The organism is Pseudomonas sp. NCHU5216 (assembly GCF_052156495.1).
Lineage (GTDB): Bacteria > Pseudomonadota > Gammaproteobacteria > Pseudomonadales > Pseudomonadaceae > Aquipseudomonas.
The window spans coordinates 60,150-75,653 of sequence record NZ_JBQLIX010000010.1; the positions used below are offsets into that span (position 1 = coordinate 60,150).

Here is a 15,504-nt window from a genome sequence, read left to right on the forward strand (position 1 = left end):
GCCGCTGCCCTTGCAGCGGCCTTTGCATTTTCTGAATCAACCAAGTGGAGAGCCTGATGGTTCCCGTAATTGCCCTGGTGGGGCGGCCGAACGTCGGCAAGTCCACACTCTTCAACCGCCTGACCCGCAGCCGCGACGCCATCGTCGGCGACCTTTCCGGTCTGACCCGCGACCGCCAGTACGGCGAGGCCAAGTGGCAGGGGCGTACCTACATCGTGATCGACACCGGCGGTATTTCCGGTGACGAGGAAGGCATCGACGCGAAGATGGCCGAGCAGTCGCTGCAGGCCATCGAAGAAGCCGATGCCGTGCTGTTCCTGGTGGACGCGCGCGCCGGCATGACCGCCTCCGACCAGATGATCGGCGAGCACCTGCGCCGGCGTAACAAGCAGAGCTTTCTGATCGTCAACAAGGTCGACAACCTCGACGTCGACCTGGCCCGTGCCGAGTTCAGCCCCATGGGCCTTGGCGAGCCGCTGGCGATTGCCGGTGCCCATGGCCGCGGCATCACCCAGATGCTCGAAGCCGTGCTCGGCAGCTTCCCCAAGGATGCCGGCGAGCCGGAGGAGTACGCCGAGGAAGAGGAGGTGCTCGAAGGCCAGGAAGCTGCACGCATTCCCGGCCCGAGCGAGAAGGACGGCATCAAGCTGGCCATCATCGGCCGGCCCAACGTGGGCAAGTCCACCCTGGTCAACCGCATGCTCGGCGAAGAGCGCGTGGTGGTCTACGACCAGGCCGGCACCACCCGCGACAGCATCTACATCCCCTTCGAGCGCGACGACGAGAAGTACACCCTGATCGACACCGCCGGCGTGCGCCGCCGCGGCAAGATCTTCGAGGCGGTGGAGAAGTTCTCGGTGGTCAAGACGCTGCAGGCCATCCAGGACTCCAACGTGGTGGTGTTCGTCATGGACGCCCGCGAAGGGGTGGTCGACCACGACCTCAACCTGCTCGGTTTCGTGCTGGAAAGCGGCCGCGCCCTGGTCATCGCCCTGAACAAATGGGACGGCATGGATCAAGGGCAGAAGGACTACGTGAAGACCGAGCTGGAGCGCCGGCTGTTCTTCGTCGACTTCGCCGACATCCACTTCATCTCCGCCCTGCATGGCACCGGCGTCGGCCATCTGTACAAGTCGGTGCAGGCCTCGTTCAAGTCGGCCATCACCCGCTGGCCCACCAGCCGCCTGACGCAGATTCTCGAAGACGCCGTCAGCGACCATGCCCCGCCCTTGGTCAACGGCCGCCGCATCAAGCTGCGCTATGCCCACCTGGGCGGCGCCAACCCACCGCTGATCGTGATTCACGGTAACCAGGTTGAGGCCGTACCGCGCGCCTACACCCGTTACCTGGAAAACACCTACCGGCGCGTGCTCAAGCTGGTCGGCACGCCGATCCGCATCGAGTACAAGGGCGGCGAGAACCCCTTCGAGGGCAAGAAGAACACCCTCACCGACCGCCAGGTGAACAAGAAGCGCCGCCTGATGAGCCACCACAAGAAGGCCGAGAAGAAGCGTAGGGACAAGAAAAAATAGCTTTAAGCGACAAGCCACAAGCTGCAAGCAGAGGCGAAGCCGTGCAGGCCGGCTTTTTCTTGCGGCTTGAAGCTTGTGGCTTGCAGCTCTGCATACCGCGATCAGGAGCGCGCCATGCTCACCAGTAAGCTGCCCAACGTCGGCACCACCATCTTCACCCGCATGTCCCAGCTCGCTGCCGAGGTCGGGGCGCTCAATCTGTCTCAGGGCTTTCCCGACTTCGACGGGCCGCAGGCGCTGCGCGAATCGGTGGCGCGGCATGTGCTGGAGGGGTACAACCAGTACTGCCCGATGACCGGCCTGCCTGGCCTGCGTCAGCAGGTGGCGGCGAAGATCGCTCGCAGCTACGGCGTGCAGCGCGATGCCGACAGCGAAATCACCATAACCCCCGGCGCCACAGAGGCCATCTTCTGCGCGGTGCAGGCGCTGATTCGTGCCGGGGACGAGGCCATCGTCCTCGACCCCTGCTACGACAGCTACGAACCCTCGGTGGAGCTGGCTGGCGGGCGCTGCGTGCACGTACCGCTGGCATTGCCGGATTTCGCCGTGGACTGGCAGCGCCTCGCCGAGGCGATCACGCCACGTACCCGACTGATCTTCCTCAACTCGCCGCATAACCCCAGCGGCGCGCTGCTGACCCGTGCCGATCTGGACAAGCTGGCCGAGCTGATTCGCGGGCGCGATATCCATGTGATCAGCGACGAAGTCTACGAACACCTGATTTACGACGGCGTGCAGCACGCCAGCGTGTTGGCCCACGAAGAGCTGTATCAGCGCGCCTTCGTGATCAGCTCCTTCGGCAAGACCTATCACGTCACCGGCTGGAAGACCGGCTACGTGGTGGCGCCGCCGGCCTTGACCGCCGAGCTGCGCAAGATCCACCAATACGTCAACTTCTGCGGCGTGACCCCGTTGCAGCATGGCCTGGCCGAGTTCATGGCCGCGCACCCCGAGCATGTCGAGGAACTGCCGGCGTTCTACCAGGCCAAGCGCGACCTGTTCTGCGACCTGCTGGCTGGCTCGCGTTTCACCTTCACCCGCGCACCAGGCACCTACTTCCAGCTCGCCGACTACTCGGCCATTCGCCCTGATCTGGACGACGTGGCCATGGCCGAATGGCTGACCCGCGAGCACGGCGTGGCGGCGATTCCGGTGTCGGTGTTCTACCAGTCTGCGCCCCAGGACATGCGCCTGGTGCGCTTCTGCTTCGCCAAACGCGAGGACACCTTGCGCCAGGCCGCCGAAAAGCTTTGCGCGGTATGACCTGTAGGAGCGAGCTCTGCTCGCGAAGCTTTTATCGGCATCATTCGCGACCAGAGGACTAGGTGTCCCCCTCGCTTCTACCCATTCTGTGAGGCCTTGAGATGAACGACAGACCCGACCTCGAACTGGCGCTGATCCAGACCACACTGGCCTGGCAGGATCCGGCCGCCAACCGCGAGCACTTCCAGACCTTGCTGGGGCAGGCGCGCGGCGCCGATCTGGTACTCCTGCCAGAGATGTTCTCCACCGGTTTTTCCATGGACTCTGCCACCCTGGCCGAGCCCGAGGACGGCCCGACCACGCAGTGGCTGCGCGAGCAGGCGCAGCGTATCGACGCGGTGATCTGCGGCAGCCTGATCATCCAGGCCGCTGACGGCAGCTACCGCAATCGCCTGCTCTGGGCGCGCCCGGACGGTTCGCTGGCGTACTACGACAAGCGCCACCTGTTCCGCATGGCCGGCGAGCACAAGCATTACAGTGCAGGGGATGAGCGAGTGGTGCTGGAGTGCAAGGGCTGGCGCGTGCGCCCGCTGATCTGCTACGACCTGCGCTTCCCGGTGTGGAGCCGCAATATCGGCGACACCGACCTGTTGCTGTACACCGCCAACTGGCCGACGGTTCGCCGCCAGCACTGGAACCGCCTGCTGCCGGCGCGGGCCATCGAGAACCTGTGCTATGTCGCCGCCGTGAGCCGGGTCGGTGAAGATGGCAATGGGCATGGCTATAGTGGCGACTCCCAGGTGCTGGATTTCCAGGGCGAGGCGCTGCTCTCGGCTGGCGAGGGCGATGGCGTATTTCGCGTGCGTCTGTCGAGCGAGGCGCTGCTCAGCTACCGCGAGCGTTTCCCGGCGCACCTGGATGCCGATACCTTCACCCTGAACTGATCTTGGAGGCGCATGACATGGACGTACAACAGGACAACCCCTTCCAGACCCCACAGGCGGATCTGCAGCCAGGCGCTGTCAGCAGCGGGCAGCCGCTCTACCGCATGAGCGCCATTGGCATCGGCACCTTCCTTGGCACGCCGCTGGCCGGTGCCTGGCTGCTTGCCTACAACCTGCGGTTGCTGGGTAAGGGTAGCCATGTGGCGACGGTCTGGGGCATCGCCGTGGCCATGTTGATGCTGACCACGGTGCTGTCCTTCGTATTGCCCGAAGATACCCTGGCTCTGCCTCTCGCCATCCTGCAACTGCTCGGCATGCTGCTGCTGGCCAAGCAACTGATCCAGGCCGACCTGCTGCGACACGCCGCAGCCGGCGGCGCCTTTCTGTCCAATTGGCGCGCCGCCGGTATCGCCATTCTGTTCCTCCTTGGCGTGCTGGTGCTGTCCTTTGTCGTGCTGATGCTGCTGTTCATCTGAGCGATTCGCGGCGGGTTACGAGCGAGCTTGCATATGCAATGCCGCTTGCTGGCGAATTGCCAACAAATTCCAGACGCTCATCGATTTTGCTTCTAGCATTAGCGACGCAGGGACGCGTCGATGAAGTGGGTGCACAGCTTGTGCCTGCCGCTCCCTGCCCAACCTGAACGCAAGGAGCGAACTCGATGCACAAGACACTCATGGCGCTGGGCGCCTGCCTGGCGATGGGCCCGGTGATGGCGGCCAGCTATTGCGACAGCCGGGGCAACAGCAGCAGCGAATGGATCGCCGGGGTCAGCGTCAATGGCATGACCCAGACCTCCGGCAGCGACGGTGGCTATCTGAACGGCACCAGCAAGCCGCCCTTTCAATTGACGGGCAAGGACGATCATCTCCAGGTAAGCCCCGGTTTTTCTGGAACCCGGTACGTCGAGAACTGGGGGGCATGGATCGACTTCAACCAGAATGGCAGCTTCGAGGCGAGCGAGAAGGTGCTTGCCGGGCAGGGCAGTGCAGCCGTTTCCGCGCTCATCGCCGCGCCGTCCGGAGTCACCGGCAACAGGCGCATGCGAGTGCAGATGCGCTGGGGCTCCGCCGCACAACCTTGCGGCAGCTTCAGCTACGGCGAGACCGAAGATTACCTGATCAAGCTGGCGGATGGTGCCCCGCTGCCGTCCGCCTTTCCTTACGACCTCACGCTGGAGCCTGACTTCTGGGTATCGCGCAGCGGCGACCTCGGCGACAAGCTGACACTGGTGGTCGAACAGGACGGCAAGCGTGTCCTTGGTGGCAATGTGGCCGGCAAGTTGCGTGATCGCTACTGGAACAACGCTGCCGGCAGTCGCTACCGGGTCTGGTTGGAAAGCTACATCGGTAATGGCTACCAGACCGTTTCCAACACCCTGACCTACCAGCCTGGTGTGACCGACCGCGTGCTGCTGAGCCGTGACGCCAGCCAGGGCAGCATCAGCTCGTCGGCTGCCTTCCAGGGTAACTGGGTGATCGCCCGCCAGGGTGCGCAGGTCGTGCGTCAACCGGCCCAGGCCGGCGTGCCGCTGCAGTTCGCCTTCACCTATGGCGAACGCTATCAGGTCTGGGCTGAGGCCAAGGTCAACGACCAGGACGAGGCAATCTCGACTCCATTGAGCTTTCGCGAGGGCTTCCCGTCCCGCTACATCGACTTGGAGGTGGAGGCGGACTTTCTGCTCCGGCACGACGGCCCAGCCGACAAACCCTTGAGCTGGGTGATCCGTGAGGACGGCATGGAGGTGCTGCGGCAAGCCACTGGCGGTGCTGCCGAACTGCGCTATCCGTTCCAGCATGGCCGCCAGTACAAGGTCTGGATCGAGCAGATGGTCGGTGGCGAGTCGGTACAGGTTTCCGATGCCGAATATTTCTCGCCGGGGCTGACGGATCTGTACCAGTTGAGCATCGACGATGCTCGTCAGATCACCCGTAGCGGCAGTCTCAACGAACCTCTGACCTGGGTGATCGAAGAGGAGGGCAATATCGTTCTGGAACGCAATGCGGCGAATGAGCTGACCTATACCTACTATCGATTCGATCCCAGCAAGCGTTATCGAGTCTGGCTGACCCGCTTCGAGAATGGCTATTACCAGCGTGTTTCCAACGTGATTCGCTACGGGCGGGCCGCCGAGGACTACCTGCCGCTTTACCAGCTATCGGTGGATAGCAGCCAGACCCTGACCCGCACTCAGGGCACGCACAACATGTTGACCTGGGTGATCGAGCAGGACGGCAGTATCGTGCTGGAGCGTAATGCCGCCAACGAACTGAGCTACCGCTACTACGGCTACAACGCCGGCAAGCGCTACCGCTCCTGGTTGAAGGCCTTTATCGATGGCCGTTACCAGCGGGTATCGCCGGTGGTCAGCTACTGAGTCGGCCTCTTGCCGCAAATGAAGAACCCCGCCAGTCGGCGGGGTTCTCTTTGTGGTGTGGTAGTGATCAGGCCGCTTCGGTTTTCAGGCACGATTCAGTGCGCTGAACAGGGCGCGGAAGCTGGCGATGGTGAGCTCATGGCAGTCCATGACCTTGACAGCGACCCTGCGCCGGCTCATCAGGCCTGCAGGCTGGCCATGTCGATCACGAAGCGGTACTTCACATCGCTCTCGAGCATGCGTTCGTAAGCTTGGTTGATGTCCTGCATGGTGATCATCTCGATATCCGAAACGATGTCGTGCTTGGCGCAGAAGTCGAGCATTTCCTGCGTTTCGGCGATGCCGCCGATCAGCGAGCCGGCCAGGCGGCGGCGCTTGAAGATCAGGCCGAAGACATCCGGCGATGGGTGCGCGGACTCGGGGGCGCCCACCAGGGTCATGGTGGCGTCGCGCTTGAGCAGATTGAGGAAGGGGTTGAGGTCGTGCGGCGCCGCGACGGTGTTGAGGATGAAGTCGAAGCTGTTGACGTGGGCCGCCATTTCCTCGGCATTCTTCGACACCACCACTTCGCTGGCGCCGAGGCGCAGGGCGTCTTCGCGCTTGTTCGGCGAGGTGGTGAACAGCACCACATGCGCGCCCATGGCGGCGGCGATCTTCACGCCCATGTGGCCGAGGCCGCCAAGGCCGACGATACCCACTTTCTGCCCAGGGCCGACCTGCCACTGACGTAGCGGCGAGTAGGTGGTGATGCCGGCGCACAGCAGCGGTGCCACGGCGGCCAGGTTATCGGTGTGGCTGATGCGCAGCACGAAGCGCTGGTTGACCACGATACGCTGGGAGTAGCCGCCGAAGGTGTTCTCGCCACCGAATACCGGGCCGTTGTAGGTGCCGGTGAAGCCGTTCTCGCAGTACTGCTCCAGGCCCTCGCCACAGGAGGCGCAGTGCTGGCAGCTATCGACCATGCAGCCGACCCCCGCGATCTCACCCACCTTGAACGCACTGACATTGCTGCCCACTGCACTGATCTTGCCGACGATCTCGTGGCCGGGTACGGAGGGGTACAGGGTGTTCTTCCACTCGTCGCGCACGGTATGCAGGTCGGAGTGGCAGACCCCGCAGTAGAGAATGTCGATGGCGATATCGTCCGGGCCAACGCTACGGCGCTCGATGACGTGCGGAGCCAGCGGCGATTGCGCGCTCTGCGCGGCATAGGCGAGGGTCGTGCTCATGAAGTTCTCCTTGGGATGCAAAAAATCAGGTAAGCAGGTTAGAGCATGATCCTGACGGGCAGGTTGCATGATCCTGTTGCATCGATGCCCATAAGTGCCTGAATGACGGGGGACGTCAGGCGGGCCTGAAAACGAAGAACCCCGCCAATCGGCGGGGTTCGTGTTTGACGCTTCGCAGCGATCAGGCCGCTTCGGTTTTCAGCTCGGCCTGCTTGACGGCGCGGTTCAGCGCACTGAACAGGGCGCGGAAGCTGGCGGTGGTGATGTTCTCGTCGATACCGATGCCGTGCAGCGGGCGCTGACCGTCCAGGCGGATCTCGATGTAGCAGGCGGCCTTGGCGTTGGCACCGCCACCGATGGCGTGCTCATGGTAGTCCATGACCTCGACGGCGACCGGCAGGCTCGATGCCAGCGCTTCCAACGCACCTTTGCCCGAACCGTTCCAGCGTTGTTCTTTGCCGTCGACCTGAACCTTCACCTCGACGCTGCTTTCGCCGTTCTCTTCCTGCAGGCGGTGGCCTTCCAGAGCATAGGGCTGGGTGGCTTGCAGGTACTCGCTTTCCAGCAGCTTGTGGATCTGCGCGGCGGTCATCTCCAGGCCAAGGCGGTCGGTTTCACGCTGCACCACCTGGCTGAACTCGATCTGCATGCGGCGCGGCAGGCTGATGCCGTATTCCTGCTCGAGCAGGAAGGTGATGCCGCCCTTGCCGGATTGGCTGTTCACCCGGATCACCGCCTCGTAGTCGCGGCCGATATCGGCCGGGTCGATCGGCAGGTAGGGCACTTCCCACAGGGCGTCTTCCTTCTGCTGGGCGAAGCCCTTGCGGATGGCGTCCTGGTGCGAGCCGGAGAAGGCAGTGTGCACCAGATCACCGACATAGGGGTGGCGCGGGTGCACCGGAAGCTGGTTGCAGTCCTCGACCACCTTGCGCACCGCATCGATGTCGGAGAAGTCCAGCTCAGGGTCGACGCCCTGGGTGTAGAGGTTCAGTGCCAGGGTCACCAGGCAGACGTTGCCGGTGCGCTCGCCGTTGCCGAACAGGCAGCCTTCGACGCGATCGGCGCCGGCCATCACGGCCAGTTCCGAAGCGGCGACGCCGGTGCCCCGGTCGTTATGGGTGTGCACGCTGATCAGCACGCTGTCGCGGCGGTCGACGTGGCGGCCGAACCACTCGATCTGGTCGGCGTAGTTGTTCGGCGTGGCGCACTCGATGGTGGCCGGCAGGTTGAGGATCAGCTTGTTGGACGGGGTCGGCTGGAAGACGCCGATTACCGCGTTGCACACCTCGACGGCGAAGTCGATCTCGGTGCTGCTGAACACTTCCGGCGAGTACTCGAAGCCCCACTGGGTTTCCGGCGCGGCTTCGGCCAGGCGCTTGATGGTGCTGCCAGCAGCCACGGCGATGGCTTTGACGCCGGCCTTGTCCTGGTTGAAGACGATCTTGCGGAAGCTCGGCGCGCAGGCGTTGTAGTAGTGGACGATGGCCTTCTTGGCGCCTTTGAGCGACTCGAAGGTGCGCTCGATGAGGTCGTCACGGGCCTGGGTCAACACCTGGATGGTGACGTCATCGGGGATGTGGCCGCCTTCGATCAGCTCACGCACGAAGTCGAAGTCGGTCTGCGAGGCGGACGGGAAGCCCACTTCGATTTCCTTGAGGCCCACGGCCACCAGGCACTTGAAGAAGCGCATCTTCTTCTCGGCATCCATCGGCTCGATCAGCGACTGGTTGCCGTCGCGCAGGTCGGTGGACAGCCAGATCGGCGCCTTGTCAATGATCTTGTCCGGCCAGGTGCGATCGGGAATCTGGATCTGGGTGAAGGGGCGGTACTTCTTCGATGGGTCTTTGAGCATGGTCATGAGCAGGTCCTGCGAAATAGGGGGCGAACACGAGGCCGCAGCGGCCAGGAAACGGAGGCTTAGGCGAGGCTTCGCAGTCGCGGGCTGACCAGTCGCAGGCACGCGAGCTGGCGGACGAGAAAGAGGACGTTGACGTTTTTCATGGGCAAACCCTATCCATCGTGCGTGGATATGGCAATGCTTGCCGGAAAAACGCCGATTTATTGCGGTTTTGTTTTTATCGCTGGATTTTATTGCTCGAATCGAGGCGTTTTCAGCGAATCGTGTTTGCTGCGCCTGGCCAGCGACGGAACCCCTTCGCCAGCTAGCAGGCCGTTGAAAAACGTAGGCGAGGAAGGCTGGCCTAGGCAAAAACAGCCGAAAAAGCACAGTTTACGTGTTGTAAATGAGCATTTTGAGGCTGTTTTTAACGACGGCCAGGCAACGCAGGTAGTTTTTCAACAGCCAGCTAGGCCTGATCCTGGCTCAGTCGGCGTAATCGTAGGCACCGCCCTTTTCCAGGGCACGGCGATAAGCCGGGCGGGCGTGGATGCGCTGCAGGAAGTCGTGCAGGCGCGGGTGGTTCGACAGCACGCCACGGGCGGCGGCCGCTTCCAGCGGGAAGCTGAGCTGGATGTCGGCGGCGCTGAAGGCGTCACCGGCAAACCAGTCGTGCTCGCGCAACTGGCTTTCCAGGTAGTCGAAATGCAGCTTCAGCTGCGGTGTGATGAAGGCCTGGCTGACCTTGTTGGCGATGCCGCGGGCGATGGGTTTGATGAAAAAGGGCATGGGCGAGCTGCGCAGCTTGTCGAACACCAGCTTGAGCAGCAGCGGCGGCATCGCCGAACCTTCCGCATAGTGCAGCCAGTAGCGGCAGCGCAGGCGCTCCGGGCTGCCAGCGGCAGGCAGCAGCCAGTCACCATGGCGCTCGGCCAGGTATTCGATGATGGCGCCGGATTCGGCCAGGGTCAGCTCGCCATCGGTGATCAGCGGCGATTTGCCCAGGGGGTGCACCTGGCGTAGCTCGGCGGGGGCGAGCATGGTCTGCGGGTCGCGCTGGTAGTGCTTGATCTGGTAATCGACGCCGATCTCTTCGAGCATCCAGAGAATGCGCTGCGAGCGCGAGTTGTTCAGGTGATGCACGGTGATCATGGCAAGCTCCGGTCGATTCGAGGGTGGCTCAGTGGGAGGTCTGGGCCTGTTCGGCCAGTGTAGACAAGCCAGGGCGTAGCTCACGCATGTCTGCCCCGCTGGGGTGCTGGAACACACGCAGGCCAAACTCGGGGAGGATCGCCAGCAGGTGGTCGAAGATATCCGACTGGATGCCTTCGTAGGCGTTCCACGCCGTGGTGTTGGTGAAGCAGTAGACCTCCAGCGGCAGGCCGTCGGCGGTGGGGCTGAGCTGGCGCACCAGCAGGGTCATGTTCTGGTGCACGTTGGGGTTATGCCGCAGGTAGTGCTCGACGTAGGCGCGGAAGCTGCCGATGTTGGTGATGCGCCGGGTGTTGACCGGCTCCTTGCCGTGCTCGGCCAGTTTCAGGTTCCACTCGCGCAGTTCCTGATCCTTGCGGTCGAGGTAGTCGTCGAGCAGCATGAAGCGGCGCAGACGGGCGATCTCCTCGTCGCTGAGAAAGTGCACGCTGGTCTGATCCAGATACAGCGCGCGCTTGATCCGCCGCCCGCCGCATTCCTGCATGCCGCGCCAGTTCTTGAACGGGTCGGTGATGAAACGCTTGGTGGGGATGGTGGTGATGGTCTTGTCCCAGTTCTGCACCTTGACCGTGTGCAGGGCGATGTCGATCACGTCGCCATCGGCATTGAGCTGGGGCATCTCCACCCAGTCGCCGACACGGATGATGTCGCTGGAAGAAATCTGCACGCTGGCCACCAGCGACAGCAGCGTGTCCTGGAAGATCAACATCAGCACGGCGGCCATGGCACCTAGGCCGGACAGCAGGATCAGCGGCGAGCGATCGATCAGGGTGGCCACCATGAGGATCGCGGCGATGGCGAAGATGGCGATCTTGACCACCTGCAGGTAGCCCTTGATCGGTTTCAGGTGAGCATCGCGGCGGCGCTGATAGAGGGTGTTGAGGATATCCAGCAGAGCGGCGATGGCCAGCGCGATGGTCAGCACGATGAAGGCGCTGCAGACGTTCTGCGTGACCTTTACCACGGCTTCGGGCATGTCCGGCACCACCGCCACACCGGAGGTCAGCACCAGCGCCGGGACGATGTTGGACAGGCGCTTGATGATGCCGCTTTCCTTGATCTGGCCGTGCCGGCCCAGGGCGGTGGCGCCGACCACGCGGTAGATGGCGCGCACCAGTATGCGCTTGACGATCCAGTTCGACAGCCAGGCGGCGACGATCAGGGCCAGGCTGGCGGTCAGGGTGAGCAGTTTCGGCTGCTGCTGCAGCCAGTCCATCCAGGTTGTGAGCTCATTCGGCATATCCGGCTCCGAAGCAGGCAGTGAAGAGAGCAGGCCTTGTCGTGCCTGCGTTTCGGGGCGCCGTACCCTAACAAAAAAGCATTGCCAATCGAAACGCCAGGTGTTGCCGGTTGCGTCTGCTCAGGGCTTGAACGCGCCGATGAAGATAGCCGGATCGACGCGGGCGTCGTTGAGGCTGACGTTCCAGTGCAGATGTGGCCCGGTGGCGCGGCCCGTTGCACCGACCTTGCCGACATGCCCGCCGCGCGGGATCTCGTCACCGAGCTTCACGTCGATCTCGGACAGGTGGCAGAACATGCTGATCAGCCCCTGGCCATGGTCGAGAAACACCGTCTTGCCGTTGAAGAAATAGTCGCCGACGAGGATGACCTTGCCTGCTGCTGGCGCCTTGATCGAGGTGCCACGGTTGGCGGCGAAGTCCAGGCCCGAATGCGGGTTGCGCTCCTGGCCGTTGAAGAAGCGACGCAGGCCGAAGGGGCTCGACAGCGGCCCGTTCACTGGCCTGTCGAGCAACAGATTGCTCGGCTGGCGCGGGCTGAACTGGCGGTAGGCGCGGGTCTGTTCGGCCAGCTCGCGTTCGATGCGCGCAAGGTTCTTGGCGTTGGGTGTGACCTGCTGCTGGTTCTTGAGGGTGATGCGCTGCTCGGCGTAATGCTTGGCACCGACCTGGAAGGGCAGGCGCCGGCCATCGTCGACCTCCACCTGCTGGCTGCCGGGCTTGACGCTCAAGGGAATGCCGACAATAGCGATCCAGCGCTTGCCGTTTTCACGAATGGTCAGCACCGGCTTGCCCTGGTAACGCACCTTGGGAGCCTGCTCCTGGTCACCCAGGTCGACCACTGCCACGCCGCCGGGCACCGGCTTGTTCAGCAGGCGGGTGATGAAACCTTCGGCGTGGGCGGGCAGGGCAAGACACAGGGCCAGCAGGCCTGCGCACAGCCTGTGTAGGAGCGAGCTCTGCTCGCGAAGCTTCTGGGGTATCAATGTTCGCGAGCAGAGCTCGCTCCTACGGGGAGAGGCCGGCATTGGTTCAATCCAGCAGCGACAGGGTCGCCGGTTGTATGTGGTTGTCTTCGACGCGCACGTCCAGCTCGCCTTCGCTCAGGCGTGCCTTGAGGCGTTGCCCCGGCTGGGTCTGCGCGGCGCTGCGCACGGCCTGGCCGCGCTCATCGAGAAGGATGGCGTAGCCACGGCCGAGAGTGGCTAGCGGGCTGACGATCTGCAGTTGCGCGGCCAGCGCACCCAGTTGCTGGCGCTGGTTGCGCAGTTGTGCCTGCATGGCCCGTGGCAGGCGCGCGGCAAGGCCGTCCAGGCGTTGGCGCAGCATGCCCAGGCCGCGCCCCGGATGCTGCGCGGCGAGGCGCGCATCGAGACGCGCCAGGCGTTCTCGCTGATTGGCCAGTTGCTGGTTGAAGGCGCGGCGCAGGCGCATGTCCAGATCGTCCAGGCGCTGGGCCTGCTGGCGCAGGCGCTCACCGGGGTGACGCAGGCGTTTGCTGGTGCCTTCCAGGCGCAGGCGTTCGCGGGCCAGGCGGCCTTGCATGTGCAGCACCAGGCGTCGCTGCAGGTTGTGCAGGCGCTGCACCAGCTCGCTGCTGTCCGGGGCCAGTAGCTCGGCGGCGGCCGAGGGCGTCGGTGCGCGCACGTCAGCGACGAAGTCGGCGATGGACACGTCCGTTTCGTGACCCACGGCGCTGACGATGGGCGTGACGCAGGCGGCCACGGCGCGGGCCACGGCCTCTTCGTTGAAACACCAGAGGTCTTCCAGCGAGCCGCCGCCACGAGCCAGGATCAGTGCATCGAACCCTTGCGCGTCAGCGCGTTGCAGGGCGCGGACGATCTGCGCGGTGGCCTCGCGGCCTTGCACGGCAGTGGGGATCAGGTTCAGTTCCACCTGCGGCGCGCGGCGGCGAAATACGCTGATGATGTCGCGGATCACCGCACCGGTCGGTGAGCTGACGATGCCGATGCGCTTGGGGTGAGCGGGCAGGGCGATCTTACGCTCGGTCGAGAACAGCCCTTCGGCGCCGAGCTTTTCCTTCAGCGCCTCGAAGGCCAGGCGCAGAGCGCCATCACCGGCTGGTTCCACTGCATCGAGAATCAACTGATAGTCGCCACGGCCCTCGAACAGCGAGACCTTGCCGCGCACCTTGACCGCCAGGCCATCGCGCAACGCCTGGCGCACCCGCGCGGCGTTCTGGCGGAACAAGGCGCAGCGCACCTGGGCCTGGTTGTCCTTGAGGGTGAAATAGATGTGGCCGGAGGCCGGGCGGGCCAGGTTGGAGATTTCCCCCTCGACCCAGATGCTGGCGAACACGTCCTCCAACAACAGGCGCGCACGGTTGTTGAGCTGGCTGACGCTGAGCACCTCACGGTCGAGGTTCAGGCGCTGAAACGGATCTTTGATCATGGGGCGGCATGATAAGCGGACTCGGCGGCAGGCGCGACCGCGTCATCGAGCAGGCGCTCCAGCAGCCAGGCGGCGACCGGGCGCAGCTCGCGCTGGCGCGACCACAGCACATCGACCCGCACCTGTCGTGGCCAGCCGGGTAATCGCAGCTCCTGCAACATCCCGCCGCCGTGGTTGGCCACCAGCTCTCGAGGCAGTTCCGCCCAACCGAAGCCCAGCGCGGCCATCTCCAGCAGCAGAATGAAGTCCGGCGCTGACCAGCAGCGGCCGCCGCTGCCGGGCAGATCGTCGGACGGCATGTCATGGGTGGCCACGCTGGTCAGGCGCAGAACGCGCCAGTTGGCCAGATCTTCCGTGGTGATCGAGTGCAGCTTAGCCAGTGGATGTTCCCGTGCCACGAACAGGCCGAACTCGGCGTTGCCGGGGACGCTGGCATGGGCGATATCGGGCGGGTAGGACGGCTGCGCGGCCAGCAACCCCAGGTGCGCGCGGCCCTGGTTGACCAGATCCAGCACGTCGGCATGCTCGGCGATCAGACACTCGAACTCCAGGTCGGGAAAGCGCTGATCCAGTTCCACCAGGCGAGCCTGGTACTGCTTGGGCTGGTAGGCGTCCGACAGGGCCAGGGTCAATTTCGCTTCCTGGCCACGGGCCAGGCTCACGGCATGCCGCACCAGACGGTCACTGGCGGCCAGCACTTGCTCGGCATGGGCCAGCAGGCTGCTGCCTGCTTCGGTCAGTTGCAGGCGTCGTGGGCCGCGCTCGAACAGCTCGACGCCAAGATCCAGCTCCAGGCGCGCGACAGCCTCGCTGATGGTCGACTGGCTCTTGCCCAGACGCCGAGCTGCGGCGCTGAGCGAGCCGCAACTGGCAGCCTGAGCGAAGGCCTGGAGGGAATCGGGGGAAGGAGTCATATCGGTTTTCCCGATGGCAGCTGGTTTTTTGATAAGCGTAATCCCGATGATCATAGCGCCCATCGTCATCCATCACGAGGTGCCTCTCATGACTCAGCCCCTGCCGCGCTCTGTGCCTGAGCGCATCGGTCACGCCCTGGCCTTTGAAGGGATCGCCGTGCTCATCTGTGCGCCGGCTCTGGCTTGGTTCATGGGCAAGCCGCTGCTGCAGCTCGGTGTGTTGACCCTGATGTTCTCCTTCGTCGCCATGCTCTGGAACATGCTGTTCAACTACCTCTTCGACCGGGCGCAGAGTCGCCTGGGCTTCGAGCGCGGGCTGGGGGCGCGGATCTGCCACGCGCTGCTGTTCGAGGGCGGCCTGGTGGTCATGCTGGTGCCACTGGCGGCCTGGTGGCTGTCGGTCAGCCTGCTCAAGGCCTTCCTCCTGGATATTGGGCTGATCCTGTTCTTCCTGCCCTATACCCTCGCGTTCAACTGGATCTACGACGTGCTGCGGGCGCGTTGGCTGGCTCGACGCCAAGCTCAGGGGGCTGCAGCGGTCTGTCGCGGGGCTTGATTGGCTGGCTACAGCGGCTAAGCTGCCGCCCTTTCCTTGCCAGCCTCCCG

At 64.1% G+C, this 15,504-nt stretch carries 13 protein-coding genes; 6 read left to right on the forward strand and 7 right to left on the reverse strand.

Translation table 11 applies throughout. The features are described from left to right. Positions 1–56 precede the first annotated feature (56 nt). The 5 genes from der (at position 57) to ACSVIK_RS10065 (ending at position 6,056) form a co-directional block, all read left to right on the forward strand. Positions 57–1,532 (forward strand): ribosome biogenesis GTPase Der, encoded by a 1,476-nt coding sequence (gene der, locus ACSVIK_RS10045; protein ID WP_442444196.1) that lies wholly within the window; start codon positions 57–59, stop codon positions 1,530–1,532. 114 nt (positions 1,533–1,646) lie between these two features. After that, positions 1,647–2,795 carry a pyridoxal phosphate-dependent aminotransferase gene (locus tag ACSVIK_RS10050; RefSeq protein WP_442444197.1) on the forward strand — a complete coding sequence of 383 codons (1,149 nt, stop codon included), beginning with the start codon at positions 1,647–1,649 and terminating at the stop codon, positions 2,793–2,795. 101 nt (positions 2,796–2,896) lie between these two features. Then, positions 2,897–3,679: an amidohydrolase gene (locus tag ACSVIK_RS10055; RefSeq protein WP_442444198.1), complete on the forward strand. Its 783-nt coding sequence runs from the start codon at positions 2,897–2,899 to the stop codon at positions 3,677–3,679. 17 nt (positions 3,680–3,696) lie between these two features. Next, positions 3,697–4,155, forward strand: a complete 459-nt coding sequence (locus ACSVIK_RS10060; RefSeq protein WP_442444199.1) for a hypothetical protein — start codon at positions 3,697–3,699, stop codon at positions 4,153–4,155. 185 nt (positions 4,156–4,340) lie between these two features. Further along, the gene (locus tag ACSVIK_RS10065; RefSeq protein WP_442444200.1) at positions 4,341–6,056 is read left to right on the forward strand and encodes a GEVED domain-containing protein; all 1,716 of its coding nucleotides are present in this window, start codon (positions 4,341–4,343) and stop codon (positions 6,054–6,056) included. A gap of 179 nt (positions 6,057–6,235) precedes the next feature. Here ACSVIK_RS10065 and ACSVIK_RS10070 read toward each other — a convergent pair whose 3' ends face one another. The 7 genes from ACSVIK_RS10070 to ACSVIK_RS10100 form a co-directional block, all read right to left on the reverse strand. Beyond that, on the reverse strand, positions 6,236–7,285 hold the full coding sequence (locus ACSVIK_RS10070; RefSeq protein ID WP_442444201.1) for an NAD(P)-dependent alcohol dehydrogenase: 1,050 nt from the start codon (positions 7,283–7,285) through the stop codon (positions 6,236–6,238). Between the two features lie 181 nt (positions 7,286–7,466). Continuing rightward, positions 7,467–9,143 (reverse strand): 2-isopropylmalate synthase, encoded by a 1,677-nt coding sequence (leuA, locus tag ACSVIK_RS10075; protein ID WP_442444202.1) that lies wholly within the window; start codon positions 9,141–9,143, stop codon positions 7,467–7,469. Between the two features lie 465 nt (positions 9,144–9,608). Next, positions 9,609–10,274, reverse strand: a complete 666-nt coding sequence (locus ACSVIK_RS10080) for a glutathione S-transferase family protein (protein ID WP_442444203.1) — start codon at positions 10,272–10,274, stop codon at positions 9,609–9,611. Between the two features lie 28 nt (positions 10,275–10,302). Next, positions 10,303–11,574, reverse strand: coding sequence for a mechanosensitive ion channel family protein (locus ACSVIK_RS10085; RefSeq protein WP_442444204.1), 1,272 nt, complete (start codon positions 11,572–11,574; stop codon positions 10,303–10,305). 120 nt (positions 11,575–11,694) lie between these two features. Then, positions 11,695–12,600, reverse strand: coding sequence for a peptidoglycan DD-metalloendopeptidase family protein (locus ACSVIK_RS10090; RefSeq protein ID WP_442444205.1), 906 nt, complete (start codon positions 12,598–12,600; stop codon positions 11,695–11,697). A gap of 4 nt (positions 12,601–12,604) precedes the next feature. Further along, entirely contained in the window at positions 12,605–13,984 is a 1,380-nt protein-coding gene (gene xseA / locus ACSVIK_RS10095; protein ID WP_442444206.1) for an exodeoxyribonuclease VII large subunit, read from the reverse strand. Next, a complete protein-coding gene (locus ACSVIK_RS10100) occupies positions 13,981–14,952 on the reverse strand; it encodes a LysR family transcriptional regulator (RefSeq protein WP_442444207.1) in 972 nt (323 codons plus the stop codon). Before ACSVIK_RS10100 ends, xseA begins: the two co-directional genes overlap by 4 nt. A 34-nt stretch (positions 14,953–14,986) precedes the next feature. On the opposite strand from ACSVIK_RS10100, the gene ACSVIK_RS10105 reads away from it, so the two are divergent. Continuing rightward, positions 14,987–15,454, forward strand: coding sequence for a multidrug/biocide efflux PACE transporter (locus tag ACSVIK_RS10105; protein ID WP_442444208.1), 468 nt, complete (start codon positions 14,987–14,989; stop codon positions 15,452–15,454). The last annotated feature ends 50 nt before the right edge of the window (positions 15,455–15,504 follow it).

Coding starts and splice junctions, on each gene's coding strand:
- der (WP_442444196.1), top strand. CDS start 57: ATGGTTCCCGTAATTGCCCTGGTGGGGCGGCCGAACGTCGGCAAGTCC.
- ACSVIK_RS10050 (WP_442444197.1), top strand. CDS start 1,647: ATGCTCACCAGTAAGCTGCCCAACGTCGGCACCACCATCTTCACCCGC.
- ACSVIK_RS10055 (WP_442444198.1), top strand. CDS start 2,897: ATGAACGACAGACCCGACCTCGAACTGGCGCTGATCCAGACCACACTG.
- ACSVIK_RS10060 (WP_442444199.1), top strand. CDS start 3,697: ATGGACGTACAACAGGACAACCCCTTCCAGACCCCACAGGCGGATCTG.
- ACSVIK_RS10065 (WP_442444200.1), top strand. CDS start 4,341: ATGCACAAGACACTCATGGCGCTGGGCGCCTGCCTGGCGATGGGCCCG.
- ACSVIK_RS10070 (WP_442444201.1), bottom strand. CDS start 7,285: ATGAGCACGACCCTCGCCTATGCCGCGCAGAGCGCGCAATCGCCGCTG.
- leuA (WP_442444202.1), bottom strand. CDS start 9,143: ATGACCATGCTCAAAGACCCATCGAAGAAGTACCGCCCCTTCACCCAG.
- ACSVIK_RS10080 (WP_442444203.1), bottom strand. CDS start 10,274: ATGATCACCGTGCATCACCTGAACAACTCGCGCTCGCAGCGCATTCTC.
- ACSVIK_RS10085 (WP_442444204.1), bottom strand. CDS start 11,574: ATGCCGAATGAGCTCACAACCTGGATGGACTGGCTGCAGCAGCAGCCG.
- ACSVIK_RS10090 (WP_442444205.1), bottom strand. CDS start 12,600: ATGCCGGCCTCTCCCCGTAGGAGCGAGCTCTGCTCGCGAACATTGATA.
- xseA (WP_442444206.1), bottom strand. CDS start 13,984: ATGATCAAAGATCCGTTTCAGCGCCTGAACCTCGACCGTGAGGTGCTC.
- ACSVIK_RS10100 (WP_442444207.1), bottom strand. CDS start 14,952: ATGATCATCGGGATTACGCTTATCAAAAAACCAGCTGCCATCGGGAAA.
- ACSVIK_RS10105 (WP_442444208.1), top strand. CDS start 14,987: ATGACTCAGCCCCTGCCGCGCTCTGTGCCTGAGCGCATCGGTCACGCC.